The 18,882-nt window shown below is 72.3% G+C and carries 19 protein-coding genes and 1 riboswitch; of the genes, 8 read left to right on the top strand and 11 right to left on the bottom strand.

Going from position 1 to position 18,882, the window contains the following annotated elements:
- Nucleotides 1–6: 6 nt before the first annotated feature.
- The 5 genes from DEJ50_RS24595 to DEJ50_RS24575 form a co-directional block, all read right to left on the bottom strand.
- Nucleotides 7–993, bottom strand: coding sequence for a hypothetical protein (locus DEJ50_RS24595; protein ID WP_150210277.1), 987 nt, complete (start codon nt 991–993; stop codon nt 7–9).
- A 43-nt stretch (nt 994–1,036) separates the two neighbouring features.
- Entirely contained in the window at nt 1,037–1,954 is a 918-nt protein-coding gene (gene metF, locus DEJ50_RS24590; RefSeq protein WP_150210276.1) for a methylenetetrahydrofolate reductase [NAD(P)H], read from the bottom strand.
- A 112-nt stretch (nt 1,955–2,066) separates the two neighbouring features.
- The gene (gene thiE / locus DEJ50_RS24585; RefSeq protein WP_150210275.1) at nt 2,067–2,702 is read right to left on the bottom strand and encodes a thiamine phosphate synthase; all 636 of its coding nucleotides are present in this window, start codon (nt 2,700–2,702) and stop codon (nt 2,067–2,069) included.
- Between the two features lie 106 nt (nt 2,703–2,808).
- On the bottom strand, nt 2,809–3,174 hold the full coding sequence (locus DEJ50_RS24580) for an Rv2175c family DNA-binding protein (protein WP_150210274.1): 366 nt from the start codon (nt 3,172–3,174) through the stop codon (nt 2,809–2,811).
- Nucleotides 3,175–3,273: 99 nt separating this feature from the next.
- Nucleotides 3,274–4,491 carry an NAD(P)/FAD-dependent oxidoreductase gene (locus DEJ50_RS24575; RefSeq protein ID WP_150210273.1) on the bottom strand — a complete coding sequence of 406 codons (1,218 nt, stop codon included), beginning with the start codon at nt 4,489–4,491 and terminating at the stop codon, nt 3,274–3,276.
- Nucleotides 4,492–4,573: 82 nt separating this feature from the next.
- A riboswitch (TPP riboswitch) is annotated at nt 4,574–4,686 on the top strand.
- Here DEJ50_RS24575 and thiO point away from each other — a divergent pair.
- The 6 genes from thiO to DEJ50_RS24545 all read left to right on the top strand — a co-directional run bounded on the left by thiO (nt 4,684) and on the right by DEJ50_RS24545 (nt 10,544).
- The gene (gene thiO, locus DEJ50_RS24570; protein WP_150210272.1) at nt 4,684–5,880 is read left to right on the top strand and encodes a glycine oxidase ThiO; all 1,197 of its coding nucleotides are present in this window, start codon (nt 4,684–4,686) and stop codon (nt 5,878–5,880) included. Its footprint overlaps the riboswitch before it by 3 nt.
- Nucleotides 5,877–6,077, top strand: a complete 201-nt coding sequence (thiS, locus tag DEJ50_RS24565) for a sulfur carrier protein ThiS (protein WP_150210271.1) — start codon at nt 5,877–5,879, stop codon at nt 6,075–6,077. Before thiO ends, thiS begins: the two co-directional genes overlap by 4 nt.
- A gap of 6 nt (nt 6,078–6,083) precedes the next feature.
- Nucleotides 6,084–6,878, top strand: a complete 795-nt coding sequence (locus DEJ50_RS24560) for a thiazole synthase (protein ID WP_150210270.1) — start codon at nt 6,084–6,086, stop codon at nt 6,876–6,878.
- 287 nt (nt 6,879–7,165) lie between these two features.
- Nucleotides 7,166–9,094: a Stk1 family PASTA domain-containing Ser/Thr kinase gene (pknB, locus tag DEJ50_RS24555; protein WP_150210269.1), complete on the top strand. Its 1,929-nt coding sequence runs from the start codon at nt 7,166–7,168 to the stop codon at nt 9,092–9,094.
- 18 nt (nt 9,095–9,112) lie between these two features.
- Entirely contained in the window at nt 9,113–9,970 is an 858-nt protein-coding gene (locus DEJ50_RS24550) for a deoxyribonuclease IV (RefSeq protein ID WP_150212341.1), read from the top strand.
- A gap of 79 nt (nt 9,971–10,049) precedes the next feature.
- The gene (locus tag DEJ50_RS24545) at nt 10,050–10,544 is read left to right on the top strand and encodes a DUF4396 domain-containing protein (RefSeq protein ID WP_150210268.1); all 495 of its coding nucleotides are present in this window, start codon (nt 10,050–10,052) and stop codon (nt 10,542–10,544) included.
- 13 nt (nt 10,545–10,557) lie between these two features.
- On the opposite strand, the gene DEJ50_RS24540 is transcribed toward DEJ50_RS24545, so the two are convergent.
- Nucleotides 10,558–11,190: a sulfite oxidase-like oxidoreductase gene (locus DEJ50_RS24540; RefSeq protein ID WP_150210267.1), complete on the bottom strand. Its 633-nt coding sequence runs from the start codon at nt 11,188–11,190 to the stop codon at nt 10,558–10,560.
- A gap of 154 nt (nt 11,191–11,344) precedes the next feature.
- Here DEJ50_RS24540 and bfr point away from each other — a divergent pair, with 154 nt between their 5' ends.
- On the top strand, nt 11,345–11,824 hold the full coding sequence (gene bfr, locus DEJ50_RS24535; RefSeq protein WP_150210266.1) for a bacterioferritin: 480 nt from the start codon (nt 11,345–11,347) through the stop codon (nt 11,822–11,824).
- Here the strand turns inward: bfr and DEJ50_RS24530 are convergent.
- Nucleotides 11,821–12,069: a bacterioferritin-associated ferredoxin gene (locus DEJ50_RS24530; protein WP_190345034.1), complete on the bottom strand. Its 249-nt coding sequence runs from the start codon at nt 12,067–12,069 to the stop codon at nt 11,821–11,823. The two genes, bfr and DEJ50_RS24530, sit on opposite strands and share 4 nt — an antisense overlap.
- A 160-nt stretch (nt 12,070–12,229) precedes the next feature.
- Complete coding sequence (locus DEJ50_RS24525) at nt 12,230–13,585, bottom strand: class II 3-deoxy-7-phosphoheptulonate synthase (protein ID WP_150210264.1); 1,356 nt, start codon at nt 13,583–13,585, stop codon at nt 12,230–12,232.
- Nucleotides 13,586–13,860: 275 nt separating this feature from the next.
- Between DEJ50_RS24525 and DEJ50_RS24520 the strand changes: the two genes are divergently transcribed.
- On the top strand, nt 13,861–15,771 hold the full coding sequence (locus tag DEJ50_RS24520) for an anthranilate synthase family protein (protein WP_150210263.1): 1,911 nt from the start codon (nt 13,861–13,863) through the stop codon (nt 15,769–15,771).
- 50 nt (nt 15,772–15,821) lie between these two features.
- Here the strand turns inward: DEJ50_RS24520 and DEJ50_RS24515 are convergent, their stop codons facing one another.
- The 3 genes from DEJ50_RS24515 to macS form a co-directional block, all read right to left on the bottom strand.
- Nucleotides 15,822–16,850: a 6-phosphofructokinase gene (locus DEJ50_RS24515; protein ID WP_150212340.1), complete on the bottom strand. Its 1,029-nt coding sequence runs from the start codon at nt 16,848–16,850 to the stop codon at nt 15,822–15,824.
- Between the two features lie 126 nt (nt 16,851–16,976).
- Nucleotides 16,977–17,663 (bottom strand): response regulator, encoded by a 687-nt coding sequence (locus DEJ50_RS24510; protein WP_150210262.1) that lies wholly within the window; start codon nt 17,661–17,663, stop codon nt 16,977–16,979.
- The gene (gene macS, locus DEJ50_RS24505) at nt 17,660–18,856 is read right to left on the bottom strand and encodes a MacS family sensor histidine kinase (protein ID WP_223837898.1); all 1,197 of its coding nucleotides are present in this window, start codon (nt 18,854–18,856) and stop codon (nt 17,660–17,662) included. Before macS ends, DEJ50_RS24510 begins: the two co-directional genes overlap by 4 nt.
- Nucleotides 18,857–18,882 lie beyond the last annotated feature (26 nt).

The following is an 18,882-nucleotide window of genomic DNA, read 5'->3' as shown; positions in this document are numbered from 1 at the left end:
GCCGGGTCAGTAGCGGTACTGCTCGTACTCGCCGGTGCCCTGGTACGGGTAGCCCTGCTGCGGGTCGTACGGCGGCTGCTGCTGGTCCTGCCCGGCCCAGGGCTGCTGCGGGTAGGGCTGGGCCTCGTCGGAGCGCTGCTGCGGCACCCAGACGCCGCCGGGCGGGGTGTCCATGGCGTACTGCCCGTGGACGTACGGGTCGGCGTACCGGTAGGGCTGCGGCTGGGTGACGCCGGCGGTGCCGATGTACGGGTCGGAGTACGCCGCGTAGACCGGCTGCTCGCCGCCGGGGGCGAAGCCGCCGGAGTAGTCGTAGCCGCTGCCGCCCTGGGTGTGCGGGTCGTAGTAGGCCGCGTACTGGTGGGCGTCCTGCTCGGCGGTGGTGTACGGGGAGGCGAAGGGGGTGGTCTGTGCCGGGTCGGCGGCGGGGGCGAAACCGCCGGGCGCGAAACCGTCGGGGGCGAAGCCCTGGCCCTGACCGCCGTGGCCGTGGCCGCCCTGGCCCTGGTCCTGCCCCTGGAAGCTCTGGATGCCGTACGAGCCGGTGTCCTCGGGCAGCGGCTGCGGGCTGAAGAAGGCCGGCTCCGGGCGCTCCTCGGCCTCCTCGGCGGGCCGGCGCGGGGTGTCCTCGGCATCGAAGGCCAGGCCGGACACCCGCAGGGAGGGCTCCTGGCGCTCGGCGGGGGCGGACCGGCGGCGGCCGGTGGCCGGCTCGGCGGCCGGGGTGCCCGCGTCCGCGCCGCGGCGCAGTGCCCAGCCGGCCACGAATCCCTTGCGGAAGGAGAGCGTGACCAGGGTCTGGCCGATCGCGAAGGCCCCCGCGCCGGCCCCGATGACCGGCACCGAGGGGAGTATCACGCCGGCGACCACACCGAGGAACCCCGTGAAGGCGAGCAGCCGCCACCGCAGCCGGGCCTTGTACTGCAGCAGGACCTCGGCGAGCAGCCACAACGCGACCAAGCCGAACGCGCCGTAGAGGACGTACATCCCCATGCCTGGCCCCTCTCGTACGGCCGCCCGACGAGGTACGGCCGGTCTAGGCCCGCTGGTGCAGGCCGAGGTTCTCGTAGATCTCGAGAGTCGCCGTGGAATTGTTCAGCGTGATGAAGTGCAGTCCAGGGACACCCTCGGACAGCAGCCGCGCGCAGAACTCCGTGGCGAACTCGATGCCAATGGAGCGTACAGCGGCCGGATCGTCCTTGACGGCGAGCATGCGCTCTTTCACGTCCCGGGGGAAGACTGCGGTGCTCAACTGAGGCAGTCGGTCGAGCTGCTTGATCCCCACAACGGGCATGACCTCAGGGATGATCGGGGTCTCGCAGCCCGCCTTCTCGACGCTGTCGCGGAGCCTCAGATAATTCTCCGGATCGAAGAACATCTGGGTGATCGCATAGTCGGCACCGGCGCGGCACTTGTCCACGAAGTGACGGATGTCCGTATCCCAGTCCGAGGAGCGCGGGTGCATCTCGGGGAAGGCGGCGACTCCGACGCAGAAGTCGCCGGACTCCTTGAGCAGCCGGACCAGATCGGCGGCGTAGTGCACTCCCTCGGGGTGTGGGACCCACTCCCCCATCGGGTCGCCCGGCGGGTCGCCGCGGAGGGCGAGCATGTTGCGGATGCCGGCGTCGGCGAACTGGCCGATGACGTGACGCAGCTCGGCGATGGAGTGGTCGACGGCGGTGAGGTGGGCGACCGGGGTCAGGGTGGTGTCGGCGGCGATCTCCTGGGTGGCCTTGACGGTGCCGCCGCGGGTGGTCCCGCCGGCTCCGTAGGTCACCGAGACGAAGCTCGGGGCCACCGCCTCGACCCTGCGGAGCGCGTTCCAGAGGTTCCGCTCGCCCTTCTCGGTCTTGGGGGCCCAGAACTCGAAGGAGTACGTGGGCCTGCCGGACACGAGCAGCTCATGGACCGTGCGTGCACGGTCCGTCCAGGTCGAAGCGGTACCAAGGGCCATACCGGCAGGTTAGACGGGCGCCCCGGCACGCCGAAGCGGTGTCCACCCATTGGACATGTTTTTGGACAACTTGTGGCGGGCCCGGTGTGTCAGGTGGCGGACGGGGCCGGAGTCAGGCCAGGCGCTCGCGGACCCGCTTGGCCAGGGCCGCGGCGGCGGCACCCGGGTCCTCGGCCTCGGTGATGGCCCGGACCACGACCACCCGGGTGGCGCCGGCGTCCAGCACCTCGTCCAGGTTGGCGGCGTCGATGCCCCCGATGGCGAACCAGGGGCGGTCCTGTGCGAGGGAGGCGGCGTACCGGACGAGCCCGAGCCCGGGGGCGTACCGGCCGGGCTTGGTGGGGGTGGGCCAGCAGGGGCCGGTGCAGAAGTAGTCCACGCCGGGCTCGGCCACGGCGGCGTCCACCTCGGCCTCCGCGTGGCAGGACCGGCCGATGAGCACGGCGGGGGGCAGGATCGCGCGGGCGGCCGGGACGGGGATGTCGCCCTGGCCGAGGTGCAGCACGTCGGAGCCGATGGCGTGGGCGACATCGGCCCGGTCGTTGACCGCCAGCAGCTTGCCGTGGCGGCGGGCGGCCTCGGCGAACACCCGGAGGTGCTCCAGCTCCTCGCCGGCCTCCATGCCCTTGTCCCGGAGCTGGACGATGTCCACCCCGCCCGCAAGGACGGCGTCCAGGAACTCGGGCAGGTCGCCCTGGCGCTTGCGGGCGTCGGTGCAGAGGTAGAGGCGTGCGTCGGCCAAGGACATGGGTGAACCCCCCGGGTGGCGCGGTGTACGGGCCCGCGCTGGGGCCCGTACACCGGTTGGAGCGATGAACTGCGAACGGCGGAACGACGGAACGGCGAGGGTTCCGTCAGACGGCGAGCGCCTGGGCGCGGCGCTTCACCTCCGTACCGCGATTCTCGCTGAGGGCCTGCGCGGGGGTGCCGGGCAGGCTCGGGTCCGCGGTGAAGAGCCACTCCAGCATCTCTTCGTCGGTGAAGCCGTCGTCCCGGAGCAGGGTCAGGGTGCCGGAGAGGCCCTTGACCACCTTGTCGCCGTCGATGAAGGCGGCGGGCACCTGCAGTGCGCGGTTCTCACCGCGGCGTACGGCGATGAGCTGGCCCTCCTTGACCAGCTGGCGGACTCTGGTCACCTCGACGTCGAGCATTTCGGCGATGTCGGGGAGGTAGAGCCACTCGGGGACGAGAGCATCGATCTTTGCGTCAATCTCGGTCACGGAACCAAGCCTGCCATCCCGGACCGACACCCGGTACCCGGCGGCCCCGCCCGACCCCCCATCCGGGGTTCCGGGCGGGCGGCGGGCGGCCCGGGCCGGTCAGAGGACGGCCGATTTGAGGGGGGTGGCGGGGTCGGCGGCCTTGGCCGGGTCCACGGGGGTGCCGGATTCGATCAGCCGGCGCCCCTGGGCCAGGTCCCGGGGCCGGCCGACGGCCAGGACCGCGGCCAGGGCGCCGTCCCGCAGCCAGCAGACCGACCAGGCAGGGTCCTGTGGGCTGCCCCGCCACAGCAGGGTGTCCGCCCCGGCGTGGTGCCCGGCGTACTGCACGAAGCGGTCGAACTGCTCGGACCAGAAGTACGGCACGGGATCGTAGGCCTGCTCCGCGCCGAGGATGTTCGCGGCGACGGTGCGCGGGCCCTGGAGCGCGTTGTCCCAGTGGTGCACCAGCAGCCGTGTCCCGTACCGGCCGGACGGGAAGGAGGCGCAGTCGCCCACCGCGTACACCCCGGGCAGGGAGCTCCGCAGCCGCTCGTCGGCGGTGACCGAGCCGTCCGGGCCCAGTTCCACGCCCGAGCCGGCCAGCCAGCCGGTGGCCGGGCGGGCGCCGATGCCGACCACCACCGCACCGGCCGGCAGCTCGCGGCCGTCCGCCAGCCGGACCAGGCCCGGTTCCACCGCGGCGACCTTGGTGCCAGTGAGCAGGCGGGCACCCGCCTGCGCGTACCAGGCCGCCATCGGGGCCGTGACCTCGTCCGGGAGGGCGCCGGCCAGGACCCGGTCGGCGGCCTCGACCACGGTCACCGCGCAGCCCGCCGCGCGGGCGGCGGTGGCGAACTCCGCGCCGATCCAGCCGGCCCCGACGACCACCACCTCGTGGGCGGCGGCCAGCACCGGCCGGAGCCGTGCCGCGTCGTCCAGGGTGCGCAGCAGGTGCACCCCGGGGACGCCCTCGCTGCCGGGCAGGGACAGCGGTTCCGCTCCGGTGGCCAGGACCAGCGTCCCGTACCGGACCGGGCCCGCGGCCGTGTCGAGTTCCCGGTCCGCGGCCCGCAGCCCGGTGACCTCCACGCCGAGCCGGAGGTCGATGTCCAGCCCTTCGAAGTCGACCTCGAAGGCGGAGCCCTCGGCCGTGCCGAGGAGCACCGCCTTGGACAGGGGCGGCCGGTCGTAGGGCTGGTGCGGTTCGGCTCCCAGCAGGGTGACCGGGCCCTCGAAGCCCGCCTCGCGGAGGGCGACGGCGGTCTGCACCCCGGCCATGCCGGCGCCGACGATCACCACGCCGGTCTGTTCGATCTCTTCCGTCTGCTCGTTCACGCCGCACACCCTAATCACCTGACGATGCGTCAGGAATGGGCGCCCTTACCCGGGCTTCCGGCCGGGGGTTAGTCTGGCCACCGAACCCATCCGCGGGAGTCCGGGCGCACCGGGCTGAGAGGGAGGCTGGACGGCCTCCGACCGTACGAACCTGATCCGGATCATGCCGGCGAAGGGAGGGGCTGGACGCCCATGCACGCATCCACCCGGAGGCCGGACCTCCACCAAGGCCAGCGCCATCCGGACGTCCTCGTCATCGGTGGCGGGATCATCGGACTGGCCACCGCCTGGCGGACCGCCCGCCGCGGCCTGACCGTGGCGCTCGCCGACCCGGAACCCGGCGGCGGCGCCGCCCGGGTCGCGGCCGGCATGCTGGCCGCCGTCACCGAACTGCACTACGGCGAGGAGACCCTGCTGGGCCTCAACCTCGCCTCCGCCGCCCGCTACCAGGCCTTCGCCGCGGAACTCGCCGAGGCCGGCGGCCTGGACATCGGCTACCGGGCCTGCGGCACCCTGGCCGTCGCCCTGGACTCCGACGACCGCCTCCACCTGCGCGAACTGCACGCCCTGCAGCGGCGCTGCGGCCTGGAGCCGGAGTGGCTGACCGGCCGCGAATGCCGCCGCCTGGAGCCGATGCTGGCTCCCGGGGTACGCGGCGGACTGCGCGTCGACGGCGACCACCAGGTCGACCCGCGCCGGCTGGCGGACGCCCTGCTGGCCGCCTGCGAGCGGGCCGGGGTGGTCTTCCACCGGGCGGGCGCCGAGCGGCTCACGGTCACCGCCGACCGGGCGGCCGGCGCGCTGCTCGACGACGGCACCGAGATCTCCGCGGGCCAGGTGGTACTGGCCGCCGGCAGCCTCAGCGGCCGGCTGGACGGCGTACCGGCGGACGTGGTGCCCCCGGTACGGCCGGTCAAGGGCCAGGTGCTGCGGCTCTCGGTGCCGGCCGCGTATGCGCCGTTCCTGTCCCGGACGGTACGGGCGGTGGTCCGCGGCAGCCACGTCTACCTGGTGCCGCGCGAGAACGGCGAACTCGTCATCGGCGCCACCAGCGAGGAACTGGGCTGGGACACCACGGTGACCGCGGGCGGGGTGTACGAACTGCTGCGCGACGCCCACGAGCTGGTGCCCGGCATCACCGAACTCCCGCTCACCGAGACCCGGGCGGGCCTGCGCCCCGGCTCACCCGATAACGCCCCGCTGCTCGGCCCCACCGACCTGCCCGGGCTGCACCTGGCCACCGGCCACTACCGCAACGGGGTGCTGCTCACCCCGGTGACCGGGGACGTCATGGCGGAGGTGCTGGCCACCGGCGAACTCCCGGACATCGCCCGCCCCTTCAGCCCCCGGCGGTTCTCCGCCGCCGCCCGCGAGGAGTCCTTCGCATGACCATCTCCGTGAACGGCGAGCCCCGCGAAATCGCTCCCGGCACCACTCTGGCCGCGGTGGTCGCGACGCTGACCACCGCCCCGTCGGGGGTGGCGGCGGCGCTGAACGAAACGGTGGTGCCGCGCGGCCAGTGGCCCGCGACGCCCGTCGGCGAGGGCGACCGCGTCGAGATCCTCACCGCGGTCCAGGGAGGCTGAGCGGACATGACCGACGACATCTTCCGGCTCGGCGACCGCGCCTTCTCCTCCCGGCTGATCATGGGTACGGGCGGGGCGCCGAGCCTGGACGTGCTGGAGCGGGCGCTGGTGGCCTCCGGCACCGAACTCACCACGGTGGCGATGCGCCGCCTGGACCCCACCGTCCAGGGCTCGGTGCTGTCCGTCCTGACCCGGCTGGGCATCGACGTCCTCCCCAACACGGCGGGGTGCTTCACCGCGGGCGAGGCGGTACTGACCGCCCGGCTGGCCCGGGAGGCCCTCGGCACCGACTGGATCAAGCTGGAGGTCGTCGCCGACGAGCGGACCCTGCTGCCGGACGGGGTGGAGCTGCTGGACGCGGCGGAAACCCTGGTCGACGAGGGGTTCACGGTCCTTCCGTACACCAATGACGATCCGGTGCTGGCGCGGAAGCTGGAGGACGTGGGCTGCGCGGCGATCATGCCGTTGGGCTCCCCCATCGGGTCCGGCCTGGGCATCCGCAACCCGCACAACTTCGAGCTGATCGTGGAGCGGGCGGGGGTGCCGGTGATCCTGGACGCGGGGGCCGGCACGGCCTCGGATGTGACGCAGGCCATGGAACTCGGCTGCGCGGCGGTGATGCTGGCCTCGGCGGTCACCCGGGCGCAGGCTCCGGTGCTGATGGCTGCGGCGATGCGGGACGCGGTCTCGGCGGGGCGGCTGGCCCGCCGAGCGGGCCGCATCCCGGTCCGCCGCTTCGCCGAGGCGTCGTCCCCGAGTGAGGGCCGCGCCACCCTGGACCCGGAACGCCCGGCGTTCTGAGGGGGTCCCGCTGCGCGGGGCCATTTCCCCACCCCGCCCCTTCCCGAAACCGGGGCTCCGCCCCGGACCCCCGCGCCTCAAACGCCGGCGGGGCTGCTGTGCAGCCCGCGCGGCGTATGAGCGCACCGGCGCGAAGCGCCGGACGGGGGCCGGGGGCTTGCCCCCGGTTTCGGGAAGGGGCGGGGTGGGGGAAATCACCGCGCAGCGGACCGCTCCGGACGTCACAGCTGGGCTGCAAGCCAGGGCACCCGGGCCGGGCTCCGGCCCGGCGCTCGTAGAATCGCCGGGTGGATACGACCCTGGATGACCCCCTCGTCGGGCGCGTGCTCGACGGCCGCTACCGCATCGACGCCCGCATCGCGGCCGGCGGCATGGCCACGGTCTACCGGGCCCTCGACACCCGCCTCGACCGCGTCCTGGCCCTCAAGGTCATGCACCCGGCGCTCGCCGCCGACCACGGCTTCGTCGACCGGTTCATCCGCGAGGCCAAGTCCGTGGCCCGCCTCGCCCACCCCAATGTGGTCGCCGTGTTCGACCAGGGCACCGACGGCGGCTATGTCTACCTCGCCATGGAGTACGTCTCCGGCTGCACCCTGCGCGATGTGCTCCGTGAGCGCGGCGCGCTCCAGCCGCGGGCTGCGCTGGACATCCTGGAGCCGGTCCTCGCCGCCCTCGGCGCCGCCCACCGCGCCGGGTTCGTGCACCGTGACATGAAGCCCGAGAACGTGCTGATAGGCGACGACGGCCGGGTCAAGGTGGCCGATTTCGGGCTGGTCCGCAGTGTGGACACGGTCACCCAGACCACCGGCGCGGTCCTCGGCACCGTCTCCTACCTCGCCCCCGAGCAGATCGAGAGCGGCACCGCCGACACCCGCGTCGACGTCTACGCCTGCGGTGTGGTCCTGTACGAGATGCTCACCGGCACCAAGCCGCACACCGGCGGCACCCCGGCCCAGGTGCTCTACCAGCACCTGCACGCCGACGTGCCGCCGCCTTCGGCCACCGTGCCGGGACTGCCGGCCGCCCTGGACGGGCTCGTCGCCCAGGCCGCCGCGCGCGCCCCGGAGCTGCGCCCGTACGACGCGGCGGCCCTGCTGGGCCTGGTCCGGGAGGCCCGGGCCGGGCTGAGCGCCGCCGAGCTGGACGCCGTACCGCCGCAGGCGCGCGCCGAGGTGCGGTCCTCCGCGGAGGACCGCACCGGGGTGATCCCCCGCCCGGTGACATCGGAACGGCAGCCGGTGGAGCACACCTCCCGGCTGGCCGCCCCGCTGCCGCCGGCCCCGGCCGCGGCGCCGGGCGGGCTCGCGGGCCGGCTCCCGGGCGGGCCGTCCCGGCGCGGCCTGTTCCTCGTACTCGCCGGGGTCCTGCTGGCCCTCGGGATCGGCACCGGGGTCTGGTACATCAGCTCCGGCCAGTTCACCCAGGTCCCCCACGTGCTCGGGAAGACCGAGGCGCAGGCCCGGAAGCAGCTGTCGGCGGCCGGCCTGGGCGTGAAGGGGGTGGACCGGAGGTTCAGCAGCAGCTTCGAGCGCGGCGCGGTGATGGGCAGCGATCCGGCGCCCGGGGAGCAGATCCGCGGCAACGGCTCGGTCACCCTGGTCCTCTCCCGCGGCCCCGAGGTGGTCTCGGTCCCCAACCTGAAGGGCAAGCCGCTGGGCGCGGCCAAGGCCATGCTCACCAAGGAGGGGCTGGCCCCCGGCATGGTGACCCGGACCTTCGACGAGGACGTCCCGCTGGGCGCGGTGATCAGGACGGATCCGGCGGCCGGCGAGAAGCGGGCCCCGGACACGGCGGTCGCCCTGGTGGTCAGCAAGGGCCGGCCGGTGCCGGTGCCGGGCACCGTCGGGCAGCCGGTGGAGCAGGCCCGGGCGGACCTGGAGCGGCTGGGCCTGAAGGTCGAGCTGGCCGCCGAGCAGGTCCATTCACCGCAGCCGGCCGGCCGGGTCGCCAACCAGTCGGTCGCGGCGAACACCCAGGCCGTGGCCGGGGACACGGTGACGCTGACGGTGTCCAAGGGACCCCGCCAAGTCCAGGTTCCGGACGTGACCAACCAGGATGTGGACAGCGCACGGCGCACCCTGGAGGGGCTGGGCTTCAAGGTGAAGGTGGAACGGCCCCTCATCTCCTTCTCGAACACCGTGGCGAGCCAGTCGGTGCCGGCCAACCAGCCCGCACCCGAGGGCAGCACGATCACCATCCGGACCAAGGGGCTGTAGCAGCACGTGAACCACGCCATACGCAATCCGGTGGGCGGGCACGTGCCCGTGGCCGGCGGGCTCGCCTCGGTCGGGCTGTCCTATGCGCGGGAGATGGGCGCGGAGGCCGTGCAGGTCTTCGTGGCGAATCCGCGCGGCTGGGCCACCCCGGCCGGGAACCCGGCCCAGGACGAGCTGTTCCGCGCGCAGTGCGCCGCGGAGGGCATCCCGGCGTACGTGCATGCGCCGTACCTGATCAACTTCGGCTCGCACACGCCCGCGACGGTGGAGAAGTCGGTGGAGTCGCTCCGCCACTCGCTGCGCCGGGGCCGGGAGATCGGCGCGCTGGGGGTGGTGGTGCACACCGGCTCGGCGACCGGCGGGCGACCGCGGGAGGCGGCGCTCGCGCAGGTCAGGGAGCACATGCTGCCGCTGCTGGAGGAGCTGACCCACGAGGACGACCCGTTCCTGCTGCTGGAGTCCACGGCCGGACAGGGTTCCTCGCTGTGTTCGCGCACCTGGGACTTCGGCCCGTACTTCGAGGCGCTGGACGCCCATCCGAAGCTCGGGATCTGCCTCGACACCTGCCACATCTTCGCGGCGGGCCACGACCTGGCCGGTCCGGGCGGGGCCAAGGAGACGCTGGACCTGCTGGTGGAGACGGTGGGTGCGGGACGGCTGAAGCTGATCCACGCGAACGACTCCAAGGAGGGCGTGGGAGCCCACAAGGACCGGCACGCGAACATCGGCGCCGGCCGCATCGGCCGGGACGCCTTCGCCGAGCTGTGTACGCACCCGGAGACGGCGGGTGTGCCGCTGATCATCGAGACGCCCGGCGGCAAGGAGGGGCACGCCGCGGACGTGGCCCTGCTGAAGGAGCTGCGCGGGCTCGGATAATCCTGAGGAATACCCCTGGGGGGTATACGTTTCTGCTCATACGGCAGGACGGTTACTCCGGCGTTCCCAGGGGGTTCCGATGGACCACGCACATCACGAGCACCACGAGAACCATGGCCACAGCGAGCACGGGCACGGCAAGGTCAGCTGGGCCATGGCGGCCAAGGCCACCCTGCACTGCCTGACCGGCTGCGCCATCGGCGAGGTCCTGGGCATGGTCATCGGCACCGCGCTGGGCTGGGGAAACGTCCCCACGATGGCCCTGGCCATCGTCCTGGCCTTCTTCTTCGGCTACGCCTTCACCCTGCGCGGCGTCCTGAAGGCGGGCGTGGACCTGCGGACCGCCATCCGGGTGGCCCTGGCCGCCGACACCCTGTCCATCACCGTCATGGAGCTGATCGACAACGGGGTGATCGCCCTCTGGCCGGGGGCCATGGACGCCCATCTGTCGGCACCGCTGTTCTGGATCGTGCTGGCGATCGCGCTGGCCGCCGCCTTCGTGATCACCGTTCCGGTCAACAAGTGGATGATCGGCCGCGGCAAGGGTCACGCAGTGGTCCACCAGTACCACTGAGCTCACCCTGCGATCAGAGTTCCGGACCGTCCCCCGGCTCCTCCTGGTACGAGTAGCGCTGCTCGCGCCAGGGATCGCCGATGTTGTGGTAACCGCGCTCTTCCCAGAACCCCCGCCGGTCGGCGGTCATGTACTCCACGCCCCGGACCCACTTGGGGCCCTTCCAGGCGTACAGGTGCGGAACCACCAGCCGGAGCGGGAACCCGTGCTCCGCGGTCAGGAGTTCACCCCCCTGGTGGGTGGCGAAGACCGTCCGGTCCGAAGCGAAGTCGGACAGCCGCATATTGGCGCTGAAGCCGTACTCGGCCCACACCATGACATGCGTGACCAGCGGGGACGGCGGGGCCAGGGCCAGGACCTCGCGGGCGAGCACACCGCCCCATTCGGCCCCCGGCATGCTGAACTTCGTCACGCAGTGCAGATCCGCGACCACCGAGGTGAACGGCAGGGCCGAGAACTCCTCGTGGTTCCAGCAGTGCTTCTCGCCGTCTGCGGTGGCGCCGAAGACCCGGAACTCCCAGCGGTCCGGCTTGAACTTGGGCACCGGGCCGTAATGGGTCACCGGCCAGCCGCGCTGCAGCCGCTGCCCCGGAGGAAGCTCCAGCTGCTCTGCTCCCGGAGATTCCCGGCTTTCCGGCTGACCCATGACTCCATGGTGACAGACCGGCAAGGGTGGTCATGACCAGGTTTGGCCCTGATTCGGGCAACTCCTACTAAGGAGGCACTTACTGGACGCCCCCCGGCAGCGGTGCAAGGATGCGCGCACCTGCCGGTTCTCTTGCTTGGAAGGAGCCTCTGCGATGCAGGGCGACCCCGAGGTCCTCGAGTTTCTGAACGAACAGCTCACCGGTGAGCTCACGGCGATCAACCAGTACTGGCTGCACTACCGCATCCAGGACAACAAGGGCTGGACGAAGCTCGCCAAGTACACGCGTGAAGAATCCATCGACGAGATGAAGCACGCGGACAAGCTGACCGAACGCATCCTGATGCTGGACGGCCTGCCGAACTACCAGCGGCTGTTCCACGTCCGCGTCGGCCAGACCCTCACCGAGATGTTCCAGGCCGACCGCCAGGTCGAGGTCGAGGCGATCGACCGCCTCAAGCGCGGGATCGACGTGATGCGCGGCAAGAACGATGTGACCTCGGCCCGCCTCTTCGAGGAGATCCTGGCGGACGAGGAGCACCACATCGACTACCTCGACACCCAGCTGGAGCTCATCGAGACCCTCGGCGAGGCGCTCTACATCGCGCAGCTCATCGAGCAGCCGGAGAGCTAGGCGGCTTCCGCCAGCTCCGCGTCCGCGGCCAGGACGGCGACTGCCTCGCCCTTGTCCAGCAGCGCCCGGCGCGGGCACGCACCGCGGCCGAGCAGACCCTGGATGGTGCGTACGCAGGAACCGCAGTCGGTGCCGGCCTTGGTGACCGAGGCGATCTGGCGGGGGGTGCAGGCGCCCGCCGCCGCGTGGTCCTTGACCTGCTGGTCGGTGATGCCGAAGCAAGAGCAGACGTACACGCGGTTCACCTCCCTGGCAGGAACGGTCAGGCGGGCCATCCCCTATTCGGTGAGGCTTACCTAACCTTACCCAAACTTAGGGTGGCCTAAAAGGCCTGAAGACGACTGTGGGGCGCGGATCACAGATCCACGCCCCACAGCTCGTAGGAACACACCTACTGATCCGCGCCTACTGGTCGCGGTACATCTCCGCGACCAGGAAGGCCAGGTCCAGGGACTGGCTGCGGTTGAGCCGCGGGTCGCAGGCCGTCTCGTAGCGCTGGTGCAGGTCGTCGACGAAGATCTCGTCGCCGCCGCCCACGCACTCGGTGACATCGTCACCGGTGAGCTCGACGTGGATGCCGCCCGGGTGGGTGCCCAGCGCCTTGTGGACCTCGAAGAAGCCCTTGACCTCGTCGAGCACGTCGTCGAAGCGGCGGGTCTTGTGGCCGGAGGCGGCCTCGAAGGTGTTGCCGTGCATCGGGTCGGTCACCCAGGCCACGGTGGCACCGGAGGCGGTGACCTTCTCGACCAGCTCGGGCAGCCGGTCACGGACCTTGTCCGCGCCCATCCGGACCACGAAGGTCAGCCGGCCCGGCTGCCGCTCCGGGTCCAGCCGGTCGATGTAGGTCAGCGCCTCGTCCACCGTGGTGGTCGGGCCCAGCTTGATACCGATCGGGTTGGCGATCTGCGAGCAGAACTCGATGTGGGCGTGGTCCAGCTGGCGGGTGCGCTCACCGATCCAGACCATGTGCCCGGAGGTGTCGTACAGCTTGCCGGTCCGCGAGTCGGTGCGGGTCAGCGCACCCTCGTAGTCGAGCAGCAGCGCCTCGTGCGAGGCGTAGAACTCCACCGCCTTGAACTCGGCCGGGTCGGTGCCACAGGCCTTCATGAAGTTCAGCGCGTTGTCGATCTCCCGCGCGAGCTGCTCGTAGCGCTGCCCGGAGGGAGAGGACTTCACGAAGTCCTGGTTCCAGGCGTGCACCTGGCGCAGGTCGGCGTAGCCACCGGTGGTGAAGGCACGCACCAGGTTCAGGGTGGAGGCGGAGGCGTGGTACATCCGCTTCAGCCGCTCGGGGTCCGGGACACGGGCCTCTTCGGTGAAGGCGAAGCCGTTGACGGAGTCACCGCGGTAGGTCGGCAGGGTCACGCCGTCGCGGGTCTCGGTGTCCTTGGAGCGCGGCTTGGAGTACTGGCCGGCGATACGCCCGACCTTGACCACCGGCACCGAGGCCGCGTAGGTCAGGACGGCCGACATCTGGAGCAGGGTCTTCAGCTTGGCGCGGATGTGGTCGGCGGACACGGCATCGAAGGCCTCGGCGCAGTCGCCACCCTGGAGAAGGAACGCCTCGCCCTTGGCGACGGCTCCCAGACGGGCGCGCAGCTGATCGCACTCTCCGGCGAAAACCAGCGGAGGATACGACTCGAGGTCCGCGACGACAGCGCGCAGAGCCTCGGCATCGGGGTACGAAGGCTGCTGCGCCGCGGGAAGGTCTCGCCAGGTCGCCTTGGCGGCGGGGGCTTGGGTTTCAGCGTTCACGGTCACCCTGTAAACACTACGGGCTGAATGCGGTAGTCCGGCCCGCCGCCCACAACGTGAGACGCATGTCTGTCAGGTCACACCGCCGCCGGTGTAGGGTCTGCGGCATGTTCGCGCACCCGAACCAGACCTGCCAGACCTGCCTGGACTGGTGGTGGACCGCTTATCCGGCGGCCCACTGACTGCGCGTTCCCGAAACCGACGCGAAGGCCGCCCGAGGGGCGGCCTTTCTGCTTTCCGCGGGCCGTTCCTCCCTCCCTTACCGGAAGGAACCGCTCCGAATGATCGTCCGCACCGCATCCGCCCTCTGTCAGGTCGGCCGGCTCCTCGACCCCGACGGCCCGCCCTTCGCACTGCTGCGGCGGCGCACCCCGGGCCGCGACCACGACACCGTCGAGCTGCTCCTCGGCCCCGTCCACGAGGCCGGGCTGCTGGCCGGCCTGCCGGTCGGCGAGCTGCCCAGCCTGGCCCTGGTCCCGTTCCGGCAGATCCGCGAGCGCGGTTTCGAGGCGGTGGACGACGGCACCCCGCTGAGCGTGCTGGCCGCCGAGGAGGCGTACGAGTTCCCGCTCGCCGAGGTGCTGGCCGCCCTGCCCGGCCATCCGGTCGGCGTCACCGACGGCGGCTTCGACATCGGCGACGAGGAGTACGCGGCCACCGTCGAACGGGTCATCGAGGAGGAGATCGGCCGCGGCGCGGGCGCGAACTTCGTGATCCGCCGCACCTACCGGGGCCGGATCGACGGGTTCGGCCGGGCCGACGCACTCGCCCTGTTCCGGCGGCTGCTGACGGCCGAGCGCGGTGCGTACTGGACGTACGTGGTGCACACCGGCACGCGGACGCTGGTGGGGGCCAGCCCGGAGGTACACGTCCGGATGTCCGGCGGCACCGTGGTGATGAACCCGATCAGCGGCACCTACCGCTATCCGGCCGGCGGGCCCACGGCCGACTCGCTGCTGTCCTTCCTGGCGGACCCCAAGGAGACCGAGGAGCTCTCCATGGTGGTCGACGAGGAACTGAAGATGATGTGCACGGTCGGCGATCGCGGCGGGGTGGTGGTCGGGCCGCGGCTGAAGGAGATGTCGCACCTGGCGCACACGGAGTACGAGCTGCGCGGACGGTCCTCCCTGGACGTGCGGGAGGTCCTGCGGGAGACCATGTTCGCGGCCACCGTGACCGGCTCGCCGGTGGAGAACGCCTGCCGGGTGATCCGGCGGTACGAAGCGGGCGGGCGCGGCTACTACGCGGGGGCGCTGGCCCTGCTGGGGCGGGATGCCGCCGGGGCCCAGACCCTGGACTCCCCCATCCTGATCCGGACCGCCGACATCGCGGCGGACGGCACCCTGCGGGTGGGGGTGGGCGCCACCCTGGTCCGGCACTCCGATCCGGCCGGAGAAGTGGCCGAAACCCATGCCAAGGCGGCGGGGGTGCTGGCCGCGCTGGGGGTCCGCCCGGCCGCGCCGCGGCCCGCCCGTGAGGGGGCCGGCAGGCTGGCCGACGACCCCCGGGTACGGGCGGCACTGGCCGCGCGGCGGGCGGACCTGGCCCCGTTCTGGCTGCGGATGCAGGACCGGCCGACGGAGCCCGCCGGCCATGCGCTGGTGGTGGACGGCGAGGACACCTTCACCGCGATGCTGGCGCATGTGCTGCGGGTGGCCGGGTTCACGGTGACCGTACGCCGCTACGACGCCCCGGGGCTGCGGGAGGCCGCCCTGGCCCATCCCGGCCCGGTCGTCCTGGGCCCCGGCCCGGGGAACCCGGCGGACACCGCCGACCCGAAGATGCGGCTGCTGCGCGGGCTGACGGCCGACCTGCTGGCCGGGCACCGGCGGGGCCTGCTGGGCATCTGCCTCGGCCATGAGCTGCTGGCCGCCGAGCTCGGCCTGCCGCTGGTCCGCAAGGCGGAGCCGGCCCAGGGCGCACAGCTGCGGATCGACCTGTTCGGGGCGCCGGAGGTGGTCGGCTTCTACAACACGTACACGGCCGCCTGCGATGCGGAGCTCGCGGACCGGCTGGCGGAGCAGGGGGTGGAGGTCTCCTTCGACCCGGACACCCGCGAGGTCCACGCCCTCCGCTCCGCGGCGGGCTTCGCCGGGGTGCAGTTCCACCCGGAGTCCGTCCTCACGCTGCGCGGGGCGGAGCTGCTCCGCGGGCTCCTGACCGGGCTCACGGCCCCGGTCACCCCGGGCTGACCAGGGTGTTCCCGGAGCGGCGCCGGCCAGGCAGTCCGCCACGGCCCCGCTCAGCCGAAGAACACTCCGGCCTCCCGGTACAGCTCCGGGTCCACCGTCTTCAGGCTGGCCGTCGCCTCCGCGATCGGCACCCGCACCACCTTCGTCCCCTGGAGCGCCACCATCTTCCCGAAGTCCCCGTCCCGCACCGCGTCGATCGCGTGCAGTCCGAAGCGGGTGGCCAGCCAGCGGTCGTACGCACTCGGGGTGCCGCCCCGCTGGACATGGCCGAGGACGGTGGTCCGGGCCTCCTTGCCGGTGCGCGCCTCGATCTCCTTGGCCAGCCATTCACCGACACCGGAGAGCCGGACGTGCCCGAAGGAGTCCTTCGTCGCGTCCTTGAGGACCATGTCGCCGTCCGTGGGCATGGCACCCTCCGCCACCACCACGATCGGGGCGTAGCTCGCCTTGAACCGGGAGGTGACCCAGGCGCACACCTGGTCCACGTCGAAGCGCTGCTCGGGGATGAGGATGACGTTGGCGCCGCCCGCCAGCCCGGAGTGCAGGGCGATCCAGCCGGCGTGCCGGCCCATCACCTCCACCACCAGGACCCGCATGTGGGACTCGGCCGTGGTGTGCAGCCGGTCGATGGCCTCGGTCGCGATGCCGACCGCGGTGTCGAAGCCGAAGGTGTAGTCGGTGCCCGAGAGGTCGTTGTCGATGGTCTTGGGGACCCCGACGCACGGCACTCCGAACTCCGTGTACAGGCGCGCCGCGACGCCGAGGGTGTCCTCGCCGCCGATCGCGATCAGGGCGTCCACCTCGTGCTTGGCGAGGTTCTCCTTGATGGCGCGGACGCCGTTCTCCTGCTTGAACGGGTTGGTGCGGGAGGAGCCGAGGATGGTGCCGCCGCGGGGCAGGATGCCGCGTACGGCGGGGATGTCGAGCGGCACGGTGTCCCCGTCGAGCGGGCCGCGCCAGCCGTCGCGGAAGCCGATGAACTCGTATCCGTACTCCTGCACGCCCTTGCGGACGACCCCGCGGATCACCGCGTTCAGCCCCGGACAGTCCCCGCCGCCGGTCAGCACTCCGACCTTCATGGAATCTCCCTTCGCCATGGCGGTCACGCTAGTGAGACTCAGGTCACAGCGCGCGGGGGCGAACGGACAACTCCGGTGGAATTACGGGTGGTTGCGTACACCAGGTTCACCCGCAGGGATGAAGGCTCACACGTCGTCGAGGCCGCGTTCGATGGCGTAGCGGACGAGTTCCACCCGGTTGTGCAACTGCAGTTTGCCCAGGGTGTTCTGGACGTGGTTCTGCACCGTGCGGTGCGAGATGACCAGTCGTTCCGCGATCTGCTTGTACGACAGTCCCTTGGCGACCAGCCGCAGCACCTCGGTCTCCCGGTCGGTGAGTTGCGGGGCCTTCGGCTCGTCGGGCGCGGCCGGCGCCGGGTCGGCGGCCAGCCGCCGGTACTCGCCGAGCACCAGTCCGGCCAGGCCCGGGGTGAACACCGGATCGCCGGCGGCGGTGCGGCGCACCGCGTCGATCAGCTCCCCGGCGGCGGCGGACTTCAACAGGTAGCCGGTCGCCCCGGACTTCACCGCCTCCAGGACGTCGGCGTGCTCGCCGCTCGCCGACAGCACCAGCACCCGCAGCGCCGGGTTGACCCCGACCAGCTCCTTGCACACCTGGACTCCGGGCATACCGGGCAGATTGAGGTCGAGGACCAGGACGTCGGGGCCGGCCGCCAGGGCCCGGCGGACCGCCTGCGGTCCGTCGCCGGCGGTGGCCACCACGTCGAACCCGGCGGCGCCGAGGTCGCGGGCCACCGCGTCCCGCCACATCGGATGGTCGTCCACGACCATCACTCTGATCGGGCTGCCGTCCACGGCGTTCTCGCTGCTCATCGCTCGTCCCCCTTCGGAACCTTCAGCTCCACTTCTGTTCCCTGCCCCGGTACGGAGATCAGGTCGGCCGTGCCCCCGAGATCACGCAGCCGGCCGCGGATCGACTGGGCCACCCCGAGCCGCCCTTCGCCCTCGGCCTGGGCCAGCCGCCCCGCGGGAATGCCCGGCCCGTCGTCGCGGACCGTCACGATCACCTCGTCGGGCCAGTCCTCGAGCAGGATCCAGGCACTGGCCCCCTCGCCCGCGTGCCTGCGGACGTTGTCGAGGGCCGCACCCACGGCCGCGGCCAGCTCGCGGGCGGCCGGCCCGGGCAGCACCACGGGGGTGCCCGGCTCGGCAAAGCTCACCTTCGGTCCGGCGTACCGGGCCAGCAGGGCCCGCAGGTCCTGCGCCCCCTCCTCCTCCGGCTCCTCCACCGCCGTCACCAGGGCTCCCCGGGCCGCGTCCCGGGAGATCCGGGAGGCCGGCACCAGCCCGCTGGAGACCAGGGTGCGCAGCGCCACCTCCTGCTCCCCCGCCATCCGGCCGAGCTCGGCGGCCTCGCCGCCGATCTCGCTGCCGCGCCGCTGGACCATGGCGAGGACCTGGAGGACCCCGTCGTGGATGTCCCGGGCCAGCCGCTCCCGCTCGCGGGTGGCGGCTTCGATCTCCAGGGCGCGGGCCAGGGTGGCCTCACTGGCCCGGGCGACCTCGACCACGTAGCCGATGGCGATGGAGGCCACCCACACCAGCAGGACGTTGTGCAGGGTGTCCCGGGTCGGTTCGCCGCGCTGGACGATGTTGGCCACGGCCACGAAGGTGGAGGCGAAACCCGCCCAGCGCCAGCCGCCCTTGATGGCGAAGGCGAGGACGGAGCCCGCGGTCCAGATGGAGGGGAGGGTGGGGCCGCCGGCCGCGATCCGCTCGTGCGCGTCGACCAGCGGGGTGAGCAGGATTCCGGTGAGCGCCACCGCGAGGTCCATGCCCAGGAAGCGCCGGGTGCAGCTCTGTGCGCTGGCCACCTTGTGGACGGTGGCCAGGGTCCAGACGGCGAGCAGCGTGAGATAGCCGATGGCCAGCCAGGGGCGGTGGAACTCCCGGTGGGCGGAGGCGAACAGCAGGACGGCGTAGATCATGGTGAGCACGCGGTACGCCGTCAGGGCACGCCACAGCGGCTGCTCGACCGACATGCTCACGACGCGCTCGCGCTTCATCGTTCCCCCACCCCTCGCGGCGCCCC

It is taken from the genome of Streptomyces venezuelae, from assembly GCF_008642295.1.
Taxonomy (GTDB): domain Bacteria; phylum Actinomycetota; class Actinomycetes; order Streptomycetales; family Streptomycetaceae; genus Streptomyces; species Streptomyces venezuelae_C.
Note: the sequence above shows the minus strand (reverse complement) of the source record. Positions and strands in the feature narration are given on the sequence as shown.

Bases quoted from the DNA above. Each gene is read 5' to 3' on its own strand.
- DEJ50_RS24510 (WP_150210262.1), bottom strand. From the start codon at position 17,663: ATGAGCAGCGAGAACGCCGTGGACGGCAGCCCGATCAGAGTGATGGTC.
- DEJ50_RS24560 (WP_150210270.1), top strand. From the start codon at position 6,084: ATGACCGACGACATCTTCCGGCTCGGCGACCGCGCCTTCTCCTCCCGG.
- thiO (WP_150210272.1), top strand. From the start codon at position 4,684: ATGCACGCATCCACCCGGAGGCCGGACCTCCACCAAGGCCAGCGCCAT.
- DEJ50_RS24540 (WP_150210267.1), bottom strand. From the start codon at position 11,190: ATGGGTCAGCCGGAAAGCCGGGAATCTCCGGGAGCAGAGCAGCTGGAG.
- DEJ50_RS24515 (WP_150212340.1), bottom strand. From the start codon at position 16,850: ATGAAGGTCGGAGTGCTGACCGGCGGCGGGGACTGTCCGGGGCTGAAC.
- DEJ50_RS24545 (WP_150210268.1), top strand. From the start codon at position 10,050: ATGGACCACGCACATCACGAGCACCACGAGAACCATGGCCACAGCGAG.
- macS (WP_223837898.1), bottom strand. From the start codon at position 18,856: ATGAAGCGCGAGCGCGTCGTGAGCATGTCGGTCGAGCAGCCGCTGTGG.
- metF (WP_150210276.1), bottom strand. From the start codon at position 1,954: ATGGCCCTTGGTACCGCTTCGACCTGGACGGACCGTGCACGCACGGTC.
- bfr (WP_150210266.1), top strand. From the start codon at position 11,345: ATGCAGGGCGACCCCGAGGTCCTCGAGTTTCTGAACGAACAGCTCACC.
- DEJ50_RS24595 (WP_150210277.1), bottom strand. From the start codon at position 993: ATGGGGATGTACGTCCTCTACGGCGCGTTCGGCTTGGTCGCGTTGTGG.
- thiE (WP_150210275.1), bottom strand. From the start codon at position 2,702: ATGTCCTTGGCCGACGCACGCCTCTACCTCTGCACCGACGCCCGCAAG.
- thiS (WP_150210271.1), top strand. From the start codon at position 5,877: ATGACCATCTCCGTGAACGGCGAGCCCCGCGAAATCGCTCCCGGCACC.
- DEJ50_RS24520 (WP_150210263.1), top strand. From the start codon at position 13,861: ATGATCGTCCGCACCGCATCCGCCCTCTGTCAGGTCGGCCGGCTCCTC.